At 70.2% G+C, this 16,977-nt stretch carries 14 protein-coding genes and 2 pseudogenes; 6 read left to right on the top strand and 10 right to left on the bottom strand.

The window, feature by feature from the left end:
* Nucleotides 1–108 precede the first annotated feature (108 nt).
* Together P1P70_RS12470 and P1P70_RS12465 are read right to left on the bottom strand one after the other, a co-directional pair.
* A complete protein-coding gene (locus P1P70_RS12470) occupies nucleotides 109–1,125 on the bottom strand; it encodes an NAD(P)/FAD-dependent oxidoreductase (protein WP_319236888.1) in 1,017 nt (338 codons plus the stop codon).
* Between the two features lie 69 nt (nucleotides 1,126–1,194).
* A complete protein-coding gene (locus tag P1P70_RS12465) occupies nucleotides 1,195–2,133 on the bottom strand; it encodes an alpha/beta hydrolase (RefSeq protein ID WP_319236878.1) in 939 nt (312 codons plus the stop codon).
* A gap of 313 nt (nucleotides 2,134–2,446) precedes the next feature.
* Between P1P70_RS12465 and P1P70_RS12460 the strand changes: the two genes are divergently transcribed.
* Nucleotides 2,447–3,070 carry a TetR/AcrR family transcriptional regulator gene (locus tag P1P70_RS12460; protein WP_319236877.1) on the top strand — a complete coding sequence of 208 codons (624 nt, stop codon included), beginning with the start codon at nucleotides 2,447–2,449 and terminating at the stop codon, nucleotides 3,068–3,070.
* A gap of 659 nt (nucleotides 3,071–3,729) precedes the next feature.
* Nucleotides 3,730–4,452 carry a methyltransferase domain-containing protein gene (locus P1P70_RS12455; protein WP_319236887.1) on the top strand — a complete coding sequence of 241 codons (723 nt, stop codon included), beginning with the start codon at nucleotides 3,730–3,732 and terminating at the stop codon, nucleotides 4,450–4,452.
* A gap of 72 nt (nucleotides 4,453–4,524) precedes the next feature.
* On the opposite strand, the pseudogene P1P70_RS45760 reads toward P1P70_RS12455, so the two are convergent.
* From P1P70_RS45760 to P1P70_RS12440, 3 genes and pseudogenes are all read right to left on the bottom strand, one after another.
* Nucleotides 4,525–4,777 (bottom strand): annotated as a pseudogene (locus P1P70_RS45760) (transposase); the annotation flags it as partial.
* 184 nt (nucleotides 4,778–4,961) lie between these two features.
* Entirely contained in the window at nucleotides 4,962–6,218 is a 1,257-nt protein-coding gene (locus P1P70_RS12445) for an FAD-dependent monooxygenase (RefSeq protein ID WP_319236876.1), read from the bottom strand.
* Nucleotides 6,219–6,451: 233 nt separating this feature from the next.
* Nucleotides 6,452–7,414, bottom strand: coding sequence for an alpha/beta fold hydrolase (locus P1P70_RS12440; protein WP_319236875.1), 963 nt, complete (start codon nucleotides 7,412–7,414; stop codon nucleotides 6,452–6,454).
* Between the two features lie 250 nt (nucleotides 7,415–7,664).
* Here P1P70_RS12440 and P1P70_RS45755 point away from each other — a divergent pair.
* Nucleotides 7,665–8,074: pseudogene (locus P1P70_RS45755) on the top strand (TetR family transcriptional regulator C-terminal domain-containing protein); the annotation flags it as partial.
* 159 nt (nucleotides 8,075–8,233) lie between these two features.
* Here the strand turns inward: P1P70_RS45755 and P1P70_RS12430 are convergent.
* The 4 genes from P1P70_RS12430 to P1P70_RS12420 all read right to left on the bottom strand — a co-directional run bounded on the left by P1P70_RS12430 (nucleotide 8,234) and on the right by P1P70_RS12420 (nucleotide 12,940).
* A complete protein-coding gene (locus P1P70_RS12430; RefSeq protein WP_319236873.1) occupies nucleotides 8,234–9,688 on the bottom strand; it encodes an ATP-binding protein in 1,455 nt (484 codons plus the stop codon).
* Nucleotides 9,685–11,361: an FAD-dependent oxidoreductase gene (locus P1P70_RS12425; protein WP_319236872.1), complete on the bottom strand. Its 1,677-nt coding sequence runs from the start codon at nucleotides 11,359–11,361 to the stop codon at nucleotides 9,685–9,687. Before P1P70_RS12425 ends, P1P70_RS12430 begins: the two co-directional genes overlap by 4 nt.
* Before the next feature lie 267 nt (nucleotides 11,362–11,628).
* Nucleotides 11,629–12,039 carry an alpha/beta fold hydrolase gene (locus P1P70_RS45750; RefSeq protein ID WP_413471459.1) on the bottom strand — a complete coding sequence of 137 codons (411 nt, stop codon included), beginning with the start codon at nucleotides 12,037–12,039 and terminating at the stop codon, nucleotides 11,629–11,631.
* 85 nt (nucleotides 12,040–12,124) lie between these two features.
* Nucleotides 12,125–12,940 (bottom strand): oxidoreductase, encoded by an 816-nt coding sequence (locus P1P70_RS12420; protein ID WP_319236871.1) that lies wholly within the window; start codon nucleotides 12,938–12,940, stop codon nucleotides 12,125–12,127.
* Nucleotides 12,941–13,143: 203 nt separating this feature from the next.
* On the opposite strand from P1P70_RS12420, the gene P1P70_RS12415 reads away from it, so the two are divergent.
* From P1P70_RS12415 to P1P70_RS12405, 3 genes are all read left to right on the top strand, one after another.
* Nucleotides 13,144–13,767, top strand: coding sequence for a TetR/AcrR family transcriptional regulator (locus tag P1P70_RS12415; RefSeq protein ID WP_319236870.1), 624 nt, complete (start codon nucleotides 13,144–13,146; stop codon nucleotides 13,765–13,767).
* Between the two features lie 593 nt (nucleotides 13,768–14,360).
* The gene (locus P1P70_RS12410) at nucleotides 14,361–15,143 is read left to right on the top strand and encodes a GNAT family N-acetyltransferase (protein WP_319236869.1); all 783 of its coding nucleotides are present in this window, start codon (nucleotides 14,361–14,363) and stop codon (nucleotides 15,141–15,143) included.
* Between the two features lie 4 nt (nucleotides 15,144–15,147).
* The gene (locus tag P1P70_RS12405) at nucleotides 15,148–16,011 is read left to right on the top strand and encodes a lysophospholipid acyltransferase family protein (protein WP_319236868.1); all 864 of its coding nucleotides are present in this window, start codon (nucleotides 15,148–15,150) and stop codon (nucleotides 16,009–16,011) included.
* On the opposite strand, the gene P1P70_RS12400 is transcribed toward P1P70_RS12405, so the two are convergent.
* Nucleotides 15,975–16,955, bottom strand: a complete 981-nt coding sequence (locus P1P70_RS12400; protein ID WP_319236886.1) for an LLM class flavin-dependent oxidoreductase — start codon at nucleotides 16,953–16,955, stop codon at nucleotides 15,975–15,977. The genes P1P70_RS12405 and P1P70_RS12400 overlap by 37 nt on opposite strands.
* Between the last annotated feature and the right edge of the window lie 22 nt (nucleotides 16,956–16,977).

Below are 16,977 nucleotides of genomic sequence, written 5' to 3'. Positions count from 1 at the left end.
GAGAACCGTCTGGAAACTGATCAGTTTCCAGACGGGAAAACGGATCGGTTTCCTCACCGGTGAAGGTGAGGTGAGCGGGTGAAGCCCTGAGATCTCAGGGCTTCGAGATCATCGAGTGCCCGCTGTGGGACTTGCCTCGGCGATCTCCTGGAGGGCGGCGTCGGTGTCCGCGATGGCCAGCATCCTGTTGATGTCGGCGCCGGCCAGTACGCCGGCTGCCGCGGAGGCCCCGACCTGGGCGACCAGATCGGTGGCGTTGCCGGCCACCCACACGCCCGGCACCTCGGTGGCGCCGGCCGTGCCGGAGGCGAAACCGCGGCCCTTCGGCAGGTCCTGCACCGGCAGGCCCAGACCTTCCAGGCCCTGGGTGCGGGCCTGGAGCTGCGCGGCGACCGCGACGACGCGGCGGGCCACGACCTGGCCGTCGGCCAGGCGCACCCCGGCGAGGGCACCGTCGGCGTCGTTGACGACGTCGGTGATGGGGGTGTCGATGACGCGGATGCCGCGGGCAGCGAAGCGGGCGCGGCTGTCCTCGTCCAGGTCGGTGCCGTGGGTGAAGTACGTCAGGTCCTCGGTCAGCTGACGGAACAGATACGCGTGCTCGATGGAGACCGGTCCGGTGGCGAGGACGCCGATGGGCTCGTCGCGCACCTCCCAGCCGTGGCAGTACGGGCAGTGCAACACACTGTGTCCCCAGTGCTCGGCGAGCCCGGGCACCTCCGGGAGCACATCCTTCAGGCCGGTGGCCACCAGGATGCGCCGGGCGGTGATGCTGCGGCCGTCGGCCAGGGTGACGGTGAACCGCAGGTCCCCGTCGGCCGACGGGGCGGCGGACTCGGCCGAGACCACCTCGCCGAGCACGACGCGTCCGCCGTACTGGCGCACCTGCTCCCGGCCCCGTCGAAGGATCTCGGACGGCGGGGTGCCGTCCAGGGCGAGGAGGCCGTGCACGGCCTGGGCGGGTGCGTTGCGCGGGGAGCCGCTGTCGATCACGACGACCGAGCGGCGGGAGCGGGCGAGGATCAGTGCACCGTTCAGCCCCGCGGCGCCCCCGCCGATCACCACCGCGTCGACGGTCCCCTCGGCCAGCGCGTCGCTCGCGTACGCAGGAGCCGTCGCGGTCATGGCCTCCTGCCTTTCCTTGTCAGTCATGGTTCGGTCGACCCTTCGGGTTCTGGATGGTGGGAGAGGGGGTCAGCTGTTCAGGAAGCCGAGGATGTGGTCGGCGACCGTCTTGGGCTGTTCGAGGTGCGGGAAGTGCCCTGCGCCGGGTATGACGATGCGTTCGAAGCCGTTCGTGAACAGGTCGTCCATGCCGTCGCTCACCTCCACGGAGAAGCAGTTGTCGTCGGCCCCGTGGAGGTACAGCGTCGGGACGGTGATGGCGCCGAAGGCCCGGGCTTGCAGGGCTTGGGTCGCCTCGTCCGCGGGCGGCGGCGTGAACAACTGGCGGTAATAGCCCAGGATCTCGGTCAGGACTCCGGGAGCACCCAGGGTTTCCTTGAGCGCGGCACGCTCCGCGTCCGGCAGCTCGTAACCGGGTGACCATTCCCGCCAGAGCCGGTCGATGAAGGCGAAGTCGTCGTGCTCGACGGCCGCCTCCGCCATGGCTGTCTGGAAGAAGAACATGTACCAGCTGCGTCGCTGCTGGCCGCCGTCGGTGAGCAAGGCGTTCATGGTTTGACGGCCGTGGGGGGCCGCCATGGTGACCAGCTTGCGGACACGCCTAGCGTCGAGGCTCGCTGCCGCGTACGCCGCCGCGGCGCCGAAGTCGTGGCCGACGAGATCCGCCTTCTCGCGCCCGAGCGCTTCGATCAGGGTCAGGACGTCCTGGCCGGTCGAGGCAATGTCGTAGGAGCCGTCGGGGGCCGCGCCGCCGGGCCAGTATCCGCGCTGTGCGGGCGCGACCGCCCAGTACCCTTCCTGCGCGAGGCGGTCGAGGATCCCTGTCCAGCTGGCGGCATGGTCGGGAAACCCGTGGAGGAGCACCACGAGCGGCCCGCTGCCGGCCTCGAGGATCGGAACCTCCAGTCCGCCTGCCTGAACCGTCCGACGACGGACGCGGTCGCTCGCCCGGGACCCCCTGGCCGGGGAGTCCTCGCCAAAGGGCGGTCGCTGGGTCACCTGTGTCATGAGTTCCACCTCCAACCGCCTTCGCGGCGTCGCGGTCCGGCAAGCCCGGACCAAGTAGCAAGTAAGCGGCGTAGGTGATCGCGTACGCGCTGAGCACCCAGCTCAGGTTCGACCGCGAGGCCTTGCCGGCCTGGAAGGCGACGCAACGCTGGGCGGCGCGGAGGAGTTCAAAAGCATGGGTTGCCCTCCACCACGCCAGGCGTGCACGCGGCCTGTCCGGTGAGCTCAGCACCGTTGTTTACTGAACAGTCCGAAACCTAGATGGTTCTGTACTGGGTTGTCAAATATGGTGGGTCGGCTTTACCTTCTATGTATGGCGAGACCACGAAGCTTCGACCGCGATCACGTCCTGCATGCCGCGGAGCGGCAGTTCCGCGCTTCGGGCTACAACGGCACGAGCGTCGACGACATCAGCGCCGCCACCGGCCTGGGCCGTGGCAGCCTCTATGCCGCGTTCGACGGCAAGCACGGTGTGCTGATGGAGGCGATGGGCGGCTACTTCGCCCGGCTGGCGCAGGGTCCGCGGAACGCGCTCGCGGGACCGGACGAGGGCGCCTTGGAGCGACTGCACCGGTACTTGCTCCGCGCCGTCCACGGGGTGCCGCTCGCCGCCGACGTGGCCCCCGCGTCCGACCGGGCGGGGGCGGCCTGCTTCGCCGCCAAGATGGCCCTGGAGGTCGGCGCCTCCGACCCCGAGGTCAAACGACTGGCCGGCGAGTGCTTCTCGGTGGTCCGGACGGCGGTGGCCGAGTGTGTGCGAGCGGCGCAGCGCAACGGCGACATCGACCCCGACGCGGACCCCGACGACCTCGCGTACCTTCTGCTGACCATCGTCCGCGGGAGCGATGTCGTCGGCGCGTACGGCCACAGCCCCGACCGCCTCACCTCGATCGCGGAGAGCGCGTTCGCCCTGCTGCCCCGCCCGCGCCACGACTGACAAGGGCACCCAACCTCGTCGCCCAAGCGTCTGACGCGGTCGGCCCACTTCGACGCCGCGGAGGCGCGGCCCGAAGGTTTACGCGACGCCGGGTGGTGGTGAAGAGCTGCGCCCGCATCCAGTCGAGTTGCTCCACCACATGCGCGGTGTCGCCGGGCTTGAACTGCACGGTCAGTCGCCGAACGCCTCGCCGCCGGCGGACGGCGGCACTTCGGTCGCCGCTCCGCCGACTCGGACCGCGTGTGCCCGAGTCGGCGACCGGTCCGATCGTCGCCGTCCTGCGTGGCGTCAGCCTGACGTCATGCTCACCCACGTGGCGAACGTCTCCGTCCCCGGGACCACAACCAGGCACAGGCGGCCACCCGGCTGACGCGCAGGATCCACGGAGCCGACAACTGCATGTCCGTGGAGTTGAGCGACGGCATGGACGACCTGTTCACGAACGGCTTCGAACGCATCGTCATACCCGGGCGCAGGGCACTTTCCGCACGTCGAACAGCCCAAGCCGGTCGCCGACCACATCGTGGGCTTCCTGAACGGCTGGCCCCCTCCCACCACCCAGAACTCGAAGGGTTGACCGAACCATGACTGACAAGGAACGGCAGGAGGCCATGGCTGTGACGGCTCCTTTCGTGGAAAAGCACCGCGGCACCGAGGCCATGCTGGCCCTCCTCGACGCGATGGACCAGATGCCGAGCGCCATCCTGCTGCGGGCCCGCTCCTACGAGCTGCTGTCTCTCGTCCCGGGCTCGTCTGTCGTGGACATCGGCTGCGGTGCCGGCCGGGCCGTCGCCGAGCTGGCCGAGCGTGGTGTCCACGCGGTGGGCGTGGATCCCGATCCGTGGATGCTGGCCGAGGCCCGGAAACGGTGGTCGGCGGCCGAGTTCCGGGAGGCGGGGGCGGAGGATCTGCCGTTCGCCGACGGACGTGTGCGCGGCTACCGTGCCGACAAGGTCTTCCACGCACTTCAGGAGCCGTGGCGCGCGGTGGCGGAAGCGCGGCGCGTCCTCTGCCCGGGCGGCAGGATCGTCCTGGTCGGGCAGGACTGGGACGCCATCATGGTCGACTCTGATGACGCGGCGCTCACCCGCACGATCGTGCACGCCCGCGCCGACCTCCTGGGCACGCCCCGCGCCGCCCGCCAGTACCGCAACCTGCTCCTGGACGGCGGCTTCGACGACGTCACCATCGAGGTGCACACCAGCGTGTTCACCGATCCCGCGATGCTGTCGCTGCTCACCGGGCTCGCCGAGTCGGCCTGCACGAGCGGTGCCGTCGGCCGTGACCAGGCCGATGAGTGGCTCGCCGAACAGCACCGACGCGCCGAGGCCGACCGCTTCCTCATCGCCATTCCGTTCTTCGTGGCTGCCGCCTCCGCCTAGAGAGCAGATGGCGCACGGGCTGCGGGGATCCGCGTGACCGGGGAACGGTGACCACGCCTGTCAGGCACGCGTGGTCGATGTGGGTTTCCTTGGCCGGCTGGGGGTGGCCCCCTTCCGTGCGAGATGCCCGGTCATGAGGGTGATGACGGCCCAATGATCAGGGTCTCAGTACTGGATGCCGTTCGTAGTCCCGGGCATGGCAGCATGCGTGCATCATCCACGCGAGCGACCTCTCGACGACCCACCGGCGAGGCAGCACGACGAAGCCAGAGGCGTCTTTGGGGCGGCTGACCGGCTTGCCGGTCAGGTTGAGGTGCTGTTTAGCTGCCCTGCCTCGCCACCGCGTTGTGCGCTCTGAACCCGCCCAGGGGCCGCTGCGGCTGCACCGCCTCGACCGCAAGACCGGGATCGTGTGCAGCCGGTGCGGCACCCGCAGCCAGACCACGGTGGTCGCCACAGTCGCGGGCCCAGACGACCTCGTTCTCCCGCTCGTATTCGAGGAACTCCACTCACGCAGCAGCGGCCGCGATGTCCAGACTTTTCATCCGCGCACTCTCGGCCCTCCTCTTGGCGAGCAGCCGGCCGACGATCGGCAGCCGGGCGAGGTGGATCATCACGGACCGAAGCAGCAACTCGGCGCGGGTGCCTGGGGTGAAGAAACTGCGCTGGCTCACACCGCTGCCGAGGTGGTGTTCGATGAACGGGCGCAGGTGGTCCTCCCAGTCCTGCAGCGCTCGTGGCACGTCGTGCGGGTGGCGTTCCAGCATGGTGCCGAGCAGGTCCGCCCCGGCCAGGCCGGTGGATGCCCCCATGGCGGAGTAAACGGTCAGGCACCACGCGGCGTCGCCGACGAGCACGACTCGGCCGCGGTGCCAGTGGTCGAGGTGCACCTGCTCGGCGGAGTCGAACAGGTGGTCCGGGGCCTTCTCGAACTGGTCGAGCAGCCAACCGAGCGTGGAGCCGGTGGGCTCGGGGCCGTAGGCGGCGCGCAGCGAGTCGATGGCCGGCCGGGTGAACTCGGCGTCCACGTCGTCGGTGCGGTAGGAGAACAACACCGACGGCGTAAGGTCGGCGAACGGGAACACCCACACCGATCGGCCTGCCTCGGTCATGCTCAGCCCGTCCTGTGGGCGGTAGCCGGGTACCGGCTCGGGCAGTCTGTACACGGCGATCATGTAGTTCAGCCGACGGATCGGGCTCTGCTCGGGCTCGAACGCAAGCCGGCGCACCGTCGAGCGCAGTCCGTCTGCCCCGACCACCAGGTCGAACCGTTCGACGGTCGTCGTCTCCGTCGTCAGGTCGCGGATCTCGACGTCCACCCCGTCGAGGTACTGGTCCAGTGCGATCGGCACGGTCGAGTACCGGATCTCGACCTCGTCGGGCAGGGCTGCGAAGGCCGCTTCTTCGACGTCGCCCCGCACCACCATTCGAGACCCGCCGAACACATCGGCGTAGCCCACACCGCGGCGGCGCCGGCCCGTACGGTCGACGTCGTAGCTCACGCTTTCCGGAGCGAAGCGATTCGGCACCGCATCGGCGAAGCCCAGCCGTTCGGCGGCGGCGAGCCCGGTCCCGAACAGGGCGATGAAGTATCCGCCGCGGCGCCGCTCGGGGGCCTTCTCCAGCACCACCACGTCCCAGCCCGCACGATGCAGTCGCAGCGCGGAGGCTATCCCGCTGATCCCGAGGCCGACCACCAGGGCCCGCTGTCGCGATGTCGTGTTCTTGTCCATGGGATTGCGCTCCGACATTGTCGTGTCCTCCATCTGGTTTGGGGTGGGTCGGCAGTTCAGGAAGCCGAGGATGTGAAGTCGTCGAGGCGGGCGAGGAAGTCGAGGAGTGCGGCGTTGACCTCGGCGGGACGCGCCTGCCTGCCTGCCTGCTGGGCGTGGCTGAACCCGTCTGGAACCTGGTCAGCTTTCAGACGGGAAAACGGATCGGTTTCCTCACCGATGAAGGTGAGGCGAGGGTGATGAGCTGAGATCTCAGAGCTTCAAGATCACCCTGTGGCCCATTGTGTCCTGCGCGCGGGCGTCGTCTGCAGGAACAGCTCGAGCAGTGCCAGCAGAGTCTCGGGCGCGTCCTCGGTCGGGAAGTGGCCGGCGCCCGGAATCTCGACCACGGGCGCGTCGGGGTAGGCCAGCCTGAACGACGGGATCACGTACTCGGGAAGCAGTGCGGTGTCCCGCATCCCGACCGCCAGCATCGCCGGCACGGCGCGCAGCGCGGCGACGGCTTCCATGGGCGGTGGGCCGGGCTGAGGGCCCTGCGGGCCCTCCAGGACCTGCCGGGGGAAGGCGATGGCACCGCGGGACTCCGCCGGGGTCGGGAAGGGGCTGGAGTAGGCGCGGATCCAGGTCGGCGTGGCGATCTCAGGCCGGGCGACATGCTGCAGGTCGATCATCAGGTGGGCGATGGTGTGACCCGCGTTGCCGAGGATCTGCTCGAACGAACCGTCCGAGAGCGCCGAGTGGGCCCACTGGAACCACCGGCTCTCGGCGCCGTTGGCCTTCATGAGAGGGGCGATGTCGTCTGCGAGGGGCAGCACGGTGTTCGTGGCGAAGATCCGGGAGATCCGGTCGGGGTGACGCAGCGCGAACCCGGTGCCGATGGGGCCGCCCCAGTCCCGGAGCACCAGGGTGATGTCCGTGAGGTCGAGCGTGTCGACGAGCAGCGATTCGAGATTGAGGATGTGTTCGCTCGCGTCGTACGTGCGGTCCTGCGGTGTCTCGCTCTTGCCGAAACCCATGTGGTCGGGAACGACCACGCGATGGTGACGCGACAGCGGCCCGATCAAGTGGCGCCACTCGTAGCCCCACGTGGGCTCACCATGCAGCATGACGATCGTCTGACCGAGCTCTTCGGGGCCCTCGTCGACGTAATGCTGACGGAAGCCGGCCGCCTCGGTGAAGGGGGCAGGATACGGCCACGTGCCGTCGAACGTCTCTTCAGCGGCAATCACTGGATCTCGCGCCTTCCTTGCGGTGTTGTCCGTACGGACCGCGGTCATGCGGTCCTCTGGGGTGGTGGGTTCGAAGCAGCGTTCACCGGTCGGCTCGCTCCAGTGCTGAGCTGCGCGCTGCAGGCGTGTACGCGGCCTGTCCGGGGCGCCCAGTGCCGTTGTTTACTGAACAGTCCGAAACCTAGATGGTTCTGTACTGAGTTGTCAACAACGGTGGGTCGGCTTGCCCTTCTATGTATGGCGAGACCACGACATCAGCGCCGTCACCGGCCTGGGCCGTGGCAGCCTCCATGCCGCGTTCGACGGCAAGCACGGTGTGCTGATGGAGGCGATGGGCGGGTATTTCCCTGCCTCCGACCGGGCGGGGGCGGCCTGCTTCGCCGCCAAGATGGCCCTGGAGGTCGGCGCTTCCGATCCCGAGGTCAAACGCCTGGCCGGCGAGTGCTCTCGGTGGTCCGGACGGCGGTGGCCGAGTGTGTGCGTGCGGCGCAGCGCAACGGCGACATCGACCGCGACGCGGATCCGGACGACCTCGCGTACCTTCTGCTGACCATCGTCCGCGGGAGCGATGTCGTCGGCGCGTACGGCCACAGCCCCGACCGCCTCACCTCGATCGCGGAGAGCGCGTTCGCCCTGCTGCCCCGCCCACGCCACGACTGAGAAGGACACGGCCGGCCTCGTCGCACAGGCGTCTGACGCGGCCGGCCCACTTCGACAGCGCGGAGACACGGCCCGAAGGTTTACGCGCTGCCGTGACCTCGTGTGTTGGCGCGTGCTGTGGTGTTCCGGGGGGTATGCGGGGTGGGCACTGCTGGGCGCTTACTCCTGGGCTGTGTCGGGGTCGGTGGCGGTGAGGGGGAGCAGCACCTGGAAGCGGGTGTCGCCGGGTACGGACTCGACTTTCAGGTCACCGTGGTGCTTGTTGACGACGATCCGCCAGGAGATGTCGAGCCCCAGCCCCGTGCCCTCGCCCACCGGCTTGGTGGTGAAGAACGGGTCGAAGATCCGGCCGCGGATCTCGGCCGGCACTCCCGGGCCCGTGTCGCGGAACTCCACCAGCAGCCGGTCGTGCACCAGAGCGGTGCGTACGGTCAACGTCCCTTCGCCGCCCGCGCTCTTGATGGCGGAGACCGCGTTGTCGATCAGGTTGGTCCACACCTGGTTCAGCTCGGCCGGGTAGGCCGGAATCCTCGGCACCGAACGGTCGTACTCCTTCACGACCTTGACCTGTGGACCGATCTTGCCCGACAGCATCAGCAGCGTGCTGTCCAGGAGTTCGTGCACATCGGCGACCTGGTAGGGCGCGCGGTCCAGTTGCGAGTACTGCTTGGCGGCGTCGACGAGGTGCGAGATACGGGTGGCGGAGTCCTCGATCTCGGACATCAACAGCTCGGTCTCGACCGTGTAGGTGAGCCACCCGATGGCACTCTGCAGGATCTCCTCCTGGTCGCATGCAGCCGCGATCTGCTCCAGCCAGTCGACGTCGAGACCGCCCTGCACGAAGGTCGGCGCGATCTGCCAGCCGTTCTGGACGCCGTGCTCGTCGAGCCAGTCGGCGAGTTCGTCCTCCCGGTCGGACGCTTCGAGCGGGCTCAGTGCCGGCGCCTTGGAGACCCGCTCGGCCGTACGCTCCTGGAGGTCGACCAGGGCCTTCAGGGCGTCGCGGTGGTAGGGGCCCGAGGCGATGACGCCGAGCTTGTTGCGCATGTGCGCGACCCGGTCCCTGAGCGACGACGTGGCCCGTACGGCGGCCGCGGCCGGGTTGTTGAGCTCATGGGTGAGACCCGCGGACAACGAGCCCAGCGCCAGCAGCCGTTCGCGCTGCCCGACGGCCCGCTGAAAGGTCTGCGAACCGAGGAAGAGCCCCTCCAGGAGATGGACCGCCATCGGAAACCACTCGTGCATGAAGTTCGAGAACGATTCGGCGGGCAGGACGAAGAACCGCGTCGGCTCCGACACCCGCAGCGAGTTGATGTACCGCTGCGGTTTCCCGTCCTCGACGAACGCCATCACGGCCCCCGCGTACACCCCTGGCTGGGACGTGCGGCTCACCTCGATGTCGTCGCTGCCCACCCGGCGCGACATGACGACCGTGCCCTCGATCATCACGTAGAAGCAGGTCGCCGGGTCACCTTCGGCGAACACCGGCCCGGAGTCGAACAGTTCGACCCGTCCCTCGCTGCACAGCCTGCCGAGCTGCTCGGAGTTCAGCTTCTCGAAGAGGAACAGCGAGCTGATCTCCCCCGCGCTGCACGGCAGCACCCGCCCGCTCACGACTGCTCCAGGTACCGGTGTACGAGCATCACGGCCATGGCTCCCTCTCCGACGGCGGACGCGACCCGCTTCGCGGACTCCGCGCGCGCGTCCCCGGCGACGAACACGCCGGGGATGTTGGTCTCCAGGTGGTACGGCGGCCGGTCCAGCTCCCAGCCCGCCGGTGGTCGCCCGTCGGCGGTCAGATCGGGCCCGGCGAGGATGAACCCGCCCTCGTCCCGCAGCACCGTACCCGCCAGCCAGTCGGTCAGCGGGGCCGCGCCGATGAACACGAACAGCCACTGCGCGTCGACCAGTTCGGTCTGCCCGCTCGTCGTGTCGCGCAACGTCAGCTGTTCCAGTTGGTTTTCGCCGTGCGCGGCCTCGACGACCGTGTGGGCCCGTACAAAGATGTTCGGCGACTCGGCGATCTGCTGGATCAGGTAGTGCGACATCGACGCGGTGAGGTCCGCTCCGCGCACCAGCAGGGTGACCGACTTGGCGCCCCTGGACAGGTACATCGCCGCCTGCCCGGCCGAGTTGGCGCCGCCGACGATGTACACGTCGTGGCCCTGGCAGGCGGCGGCCTCGGTGAGCGCGGACCCGTAGAACACCCCACGGCCCGACAACTCGTCGGCGCCCGGCGCCTGAAGCTTCCGGTACGACACACCGGTCGCCAGGATCACGCTGTGCGCCGCGATCTGCGACCCGTCCGCGAACCGTACGAGCCGCGCCGCCCCGCTGCTCTCCAGACCGGTCACCTCTCGCGCGGAGAGGATCTCGGCGCCGAACTTGGTGGCCTGGCGTCGCGCCCGGTCGGTGAGCTGGGCGCCGGACACCCCGTCCGGGAAGCCCAGGTAGTTCTCGATCCGTGAACTCTGCCCGGCCTGCCCGCCGGTCGCCGACCGCTCCACGAGCACCGTCCGCAGGCCCTCCGAGGCCCCGTACACGGCAGCGCCAAGACCGGCAGGCCCGCCGCCGATGACGACCAGGTCGTAGAAGTCGGCCGTGGGCGTCGTCGACAGCCCCACGTGCGCGGCCAGTTCGGGCACCTCCGGCTCGACGAGCGCCGTACCGTCCGCCGTGATCACCACCGGCAGCCGCTGCCCGTCCTCGCCGGCAGCGGCCAGCAACCGCTGCCCCTCGGGCTCCTCGGTGGAGTACCAGCGGTACGGCACCTGGTTGCGGGCCAGGAACTCCCGTACGTCCGACGAGCGGGCCGACCACCGGTGACCGACGACCTTGGTGCTCGGCACCGGCCGGAAGTCACTGCACCGCCACGCCTCCAGCAGGTCGTCGAGCACCGGGTAGAGCTTCTCCTCGGGCGGGTCCCAGGGCTTGAGGAGGTAGTGGTCGAGGTCGACGACGTTGATCGCGTCGATCGCCGCGTTCGTGTCCGCGTACGCGGTCAGCAGCACGCGCCGGGCGCCCGGGTAGATGTCCAGGGCCTGTTCGAGGAACTCGATGCCGTTCATCTGGGGCATCCGGTAGTCGGCCAGGATCACCGCGACCAGATCACCGCGCAGCTTCAGCTCCCGCAGCGCCTCCAGCGCGGACTCACCGGACTCCGCGCGCACGATCCGGTACGACTGGCCGTAGCGCCGTCGCAGGTCACGGGCGACGGCCCGGGACACCCCGGGATCGTCGTCCACGGTCATGATGACGGTCCGCGCAGCGTCCGCGGCCTGTGCCATACGAACTCCTACCCCGAGTGATCGGATCACCGTTCGGCGCCGGCTCGGTGCCGGCGTCGCCTTTCAGTCATCGTATGTTCGATCGCCCCTGCTTCGCTCCGGTCAGTTCCGCCGCGAACCGAGCGCGCAGAACTCGTCCTCGCCGCGAGGGTCGAGTGATCCGCTCGATGAGGGCGATATCGCGGGCGGTGGCCACCCGGCCGCTTCCCGGCAGTTGAAAGAGCCCCATGTACCAACTCCGGCGTAGCTGAGCGGGGCGCGGCCGGCTCAGGAACGTGAGGGGGTGGGGGACTGCGAGCTGACCGCGCGTTCGATCCGCTCCGGCGTGGTGACGCAGGCATCGTAGGTGATCATGGCGCCCCAGTCGTGGCCGACCAACTCCACGGCTCGCCCGGGAGACCGTCGGTCGATCAGCGCGAGCACGTCGCCGGTGAGGGATGCGAAGTCGAACGGCCCCGCGGTCGGGGACGGGGCGTAACCGCGAAGCCAGGGTGCGACGATGTGACGTCCGCGGCGGCGAGCTCGGCCAGGAAGGGCTTCGCGGTCGGCGGATGGTCCGGGAAGCCGTGCAGGACGAGCGTCGGTCGACCATCGGGATCCCCACCCCGCAGCGCGTGAAAGGTGCCGTGTGGCAGGTCGAAGGTGACGTGCTCGAACTCCATGTGTGTCAGCCTTCAGCGGTCGGACGGCAGATGCTGATGTCGGCTTCGTGGTCTGTGGTTCTGGTCATGTGCTTCTCCTCGGGCGCCGGGGTCCTGCGGGGTCAGCCGGCCAGTCGATTGAGCTTGCGGATTTCTCTGTCGAAGGCGCGCGAGGGCACGATCCGGCGCAGGAGGCTGACGCGTTTGGCCATCGGGCCGGCGGTGTACCGGAGCTTGGGCTTGGAATCGGTGGCGGCCGCGACGATCACTTTCGCGACAATGTCCGGGTGGTCGGCGTTGCGCACGGCCGTGGCCAGCACGTCCCGGGATACCTCCCGCTGTGCGGCGTAGATCGGCAGGGGTGAGTCGGGTGCCATGCTGCTCGCCTCGAAACTTGTGCTCGTGTAGGCCGGCTCGACCAGCAGCATCCGGACGCCGTGCTCGCGAAGCTCGTGGTCGACGGACTCGGCGTAACCCTCGACCGCATGCTTGGTGGCGGCGTAGACGGCCATGTAGGGGGCCGGGATCAGACCGAGTACCGAGGAGACGTTGACCACGCGGCCACGGCCCTGGGCGCGCATGTGGGGCATCACTGCGTTGGTCATCCGCATCACGCCGAAGACGTTGATGTCGAAGACCTCCTTGGCCTGGTCGATCGAGCTCTCCTCGCCGGCGCCGACCGCGCCCACGCCCGCGTTGTTGACCAGGACGTCGATCCGGCCGAAGCGATCGATCACCTCCCCGACCAGGGAGCCGACCGACTCGTCGCTGGCCACGTCGAGATCGAGGTATGTCACCCCGGCGAGCGGCTCGGCGTTCGCCGCGTTGCGGCTCGTGCCGACCACCGCGAAGCCGGCGCCCACGAGGGCGCGCGCCGCCGCCCGCCCGATCCCGGAGGAGGCACCCGTCACGAGGGCCACTGGGGAAGCTGTCTGCATGGTGGTTCCTTCGGTTGTGGCCATGACTTTGTCGGGCGCTGTGTGGGGTCGCCTGTGCCCAGGTCGACACGGTCCGCACCGGTCCTGCACGCCGGGACCAAGCCTGTCCGGTGAGCTCAGGATGGTTATGTACTGAACAGTCAGGAATCTAAGCTGTTCTGTACTGGGTTGTCAAGAACGGTGGTCGGCTTTACCTTCTATGTATGGCGAGACCACGAAGCTTCGACCGCGATCACGTCCTGCATGCCGCGGAGCGGCAGTTCCGCGCTTCGGGCTACAACGGCACGAGCGTCGACGACATCAGCGCCGCCACCGGCCTGGGCCGTGGCAGCCTCTATGCCGCGTTCGACGGCAAGCACGGTGTGCTGATGGAGGCGATGGGCGGGTACTTCGCCCGGCTGGCGCAGGGTCCGCGGAACGCGCTCGCGGGACCGGACGAGGGCGCCTTGGAGCGACTGCACCGGTACTTGCTCCGCGCCGTCCACGGGGTGCCGCTCGCCGCCGACGTGGCCCCCGCGTCCGACCGGGCGGGGGCGGCCTGCTTCGCCGCCAAGATGGCCCTGGAGGTCGGCGCTTCCGACCCCGAGGTCAAACGCCTGGCCGGCGAGTGCTTCTCCGTGGTCCGGACGGCGGTGGCCGAGTGTGTGCGAGCGGCGCAGCGCAACGGCGACATCGACCCCGACGCGGACCCCGACGACCTCGCGTACCTCCTGCTGACCATCGTCCGCGGGAGCGATGTCGTCGGCGCGTACGGCCACAGCCCCGACCGCCTCACCTCGATCGCGGAGAGCGCGTTCGCCCTGCTGCCCCGCCCACGCCACCACTGAGGTTTCGGCCTCCTGGCCGGCGGTGGCTTCGCCCGCTACCCCGGTACGGGAGAGCCGCACGCCACCGCTGTGCCCAGTCGGTGCGCGGTCTCGTCGTCCGCGACGGGGCGGCCGGGTCGTGGGGCAGGGCTTCTCTGCAGTTCTGGGGAAGCGCGCCATGACCTCCTGGGCCTGGGCGTCCGATGCCAGGGCCGTCGACTGGTGGCGCTGGACGCCGGTGCGGCTGCATCCGGGATGCAGGGCGTGGGCGGCGACGCCGTCGCGGTGATGTCGACGGCGGCCTTCCGACCGGTGTCGAGGTCGCGCGTACGAACTCCGCACGCCACCGGCAGCGTGAAGCCAAGCGGCCCGAGTGGTGCTCATCCCCGGCGCCGTCCGGATTTTCGGGGCGGGAAACCCGCGCGTGGCTCGACGGTCGCGTCCCGGTCAGACGGTGGTCACCGGGACCGTTCCGTTCAGCAAGCGCACATCCGGGCTCCCGCCACCGGTCACGCGAAGGCCAGACGGCGTCGGAAGAACAGGTACGCGCAGGCCGTACCCGACCGGCCTGTCCTTCCGCTCAGGCCGAACCGGCCCGTGACCTGGAGTGAGCCATGACCGCCGTATCCGCTCTGGACACCCCTGCCCTGCCGTCCCCTTCTGCGGTCCCTACCCCCTACACCGTCACCCTCGCCCGTGACGAAGCCGATGTGCGGGCCGCCCAGCGGCTGCGGCACGACGTGTTCGCCGGGGAGCTGGGCGCCCTGCTGACCGGTCCCCAGCCGGGCCTCGACGTCGACTCCTTCGACGCGTACTGCGACCACCTCCTCGTCCGGGAGACACTGACCGGGCAGGTGGTGGGAACGTACCGGCTGCTGCCGCCCGAGCGGGCCGCCGTCGCCGGACGGCTGTACTCCGAGGGCGAGTTCGACCTCGGGCGGCTCGACGCCATCCGGCCCGGACTGGTGGAGGTCGGCCGGTCCTGCGTCCACCCCGACCACCGCGACGGCGCGGTCATCGGCCTCATCTGGGCCGGCATCGCCCGCTACATGCTCGACCGGGGCCACGAGTGGCTCGCCGGGTGCTGCTCCATCCCCCTCGCCGACGGCGGCACGCTCGCCTCCGCCACCTGGGACCGGGTGCGCGACAAGCACCTGGCGCCCGAGGCGTACCGGGTACGTCCGCTGCTGCCCTGGATCCCGAAGGGCGAGACCCCCGCGGCCCGCACGGAGCTGCCGCCGCTGCTGCGCGGCTATCTGCGGCTCGGCGCCTGGGTCTGCGGCGAGCCCGCGCACGACCCGGACTTCGGGGTCGCCGACCTGTACGTACTGCTGTCGATGCGCCGGGTCAACGCCCGCTACCTGCGCCACTTCCTCTCCCTCGTACCGGCGGCGTGACCCGATGAGCGTCTGGCTGCCGAGCGCACCCTGCAGCCCGCAGGCCTGTGTGGAGAGCGGGGCGTCGATCGCCGCCGCGCCCCGGGCCGTCGCCCGGTTCGCGGCGGTCGTGGCCCTGGTCCTCGTCGGAGTGCTGGTGAGCGCCGTCGGACTGCGTGCTCCGGCCGGGGTCGTGCGCCTGTGGTGCCGGGCGGTCGTACGGGCGTCCGGCGTCCGGGTACGGATCTCCGGCAGCGCCCCGCCCGACGGCGGGCTGCTGCTCGTCGCCAACCACGTCTCCTGGCTGGACATACCGCTGCTCGGCGCGGTGCGTCCGGCGCGGATGCTCGCCAAGGCGGACATACGGCGGTGGCCCGTGGTGGGCGCTCTCGTGGCGCGGAGCGGAGTGCTGTTCATCGAGCGGGACCGGATCCGGGCGTTGCCGGACACGGTCACCCGCATCGCCGATTCCCTGCGCGGCGGGGCGGCCGTCGTCGCCTTCCCCGAGGGGAGCACCTGGTGCGGCCGGGCGCAGGGCCGCTTCCGGCGGGCCGTGTTCCAGGCCGCGCTCGACGCCGACGTGCCCGTGCAGCCGGTCCGCGTCCGCTACCGGCTCGTCCAGGGCGGGGCGAGCACCACGCCCGCCTACGTCGGGGACGACGCGCTGCTCGCCTCCGTGTGGCGGGTGGTGACGGCACGCGGCGTCGTCGCCGAGGTGGACGTACGGCCCGTCATCGGCCCGGCCGACCACCTAGACCGGCGGGCGCTCGCGGCTGCCGCGCAGACGGCGGTGATCGACGTGGCGGCCATGGTCGAACACGCGCCCGAAGCGGTGGATGGGTGCCGACCGGCTCAGCCGAGCCCCGCGATCCGGGCGAGCCTCGTGTAGGAGTCCAGCAGCGCCTCACGGTCGTACGTGCTGGTCGTGACCAGGACCTCCTGGGCGTCCGTCTCCTTGATCAGCGACTCCAGTTCGTACGCCACCTGCTCCTCGGTGCCGTACATCTGGCCGGCCAGCCCGGCCTCGTAGAAGCCGCGCTCCCTGGCCGTCATCGTCCGCCGCTCGACCTCCTCCGCCGGGGCGAGCGGCGGGAACGTGCCGTGGGTGCGGGAGTGCGCCATGGCCCAGGCCTCGGGGAGCAGGATCCGGCGCGCCTCCTCCGGGGTGCCGGCGACGGCGATCGTGCCGGAGACGACGACGTACGGCTCCTCGGCCCACGCGGACGGACGGAAGCCCGCGCGGTAGCGGTCGATGCCGCGCCGCATCCGCTCGCGGTCGCGGAAGTCGCCGATCACCATCGGCAGGCCGGCCCGTGCGGCGATGTCGGCGCCCTCGCCCATCGCGAGCACGAACGGGGGGACGGTCAGGCCCTCCGACGGGCGGGCGTGCACGCCGGTCGGGGAGGTGCCCCGGAACCAGGAGAGCAGCTCGTCCAACTGGCCCGCGAAGTCGTCGGCATCGTCCTTGTCCCGGCCCAGGGCCCGGCGTACGCCGTCCGTGAAGCCGACGGAACGGCCGAGGCCCATGTCGATCCGGCCCGGGAACAGGGACTCCAGGACGCCGAACTGCTCTGCGACGATCAGGGGGCGGTGGTTGGGGAGCATGACCCCTCCGGTGCCCACGCGGATCGTGCGGGTGGCGGCGGCGACGGCGGCGGCCAGGACGGTCGGGGCGGAGCCGGCCACGCCGGGTACGCCGTGGTGTTCCGACACCCAGAAGCGGTGGAATCCGAGCCGTTCCACGTCCTGGGCGAGCTGGACGGTGTCCCGTAGGGCTTCGGGGGCGGGGTGGTGCTCGCGGGTGCGGGAGCGGTCGAGGACGGAGAAGCGCATGTGGGGTTCAACGTTTTGGGGG

Source organism: Streptomyces sp. MB09-02B (assembly GCF_033794485.1).
GTDB lineage: Bacteria > Actinomycetota > Actinomycetes > Streptomycetales > Streptomycetaceae > Streptomyces.
The sequence above is the reverse complement of the archived record's forward strand: the minus strand, read 5'-3'. Positions and strand labels throughout refer to the sequence as shown.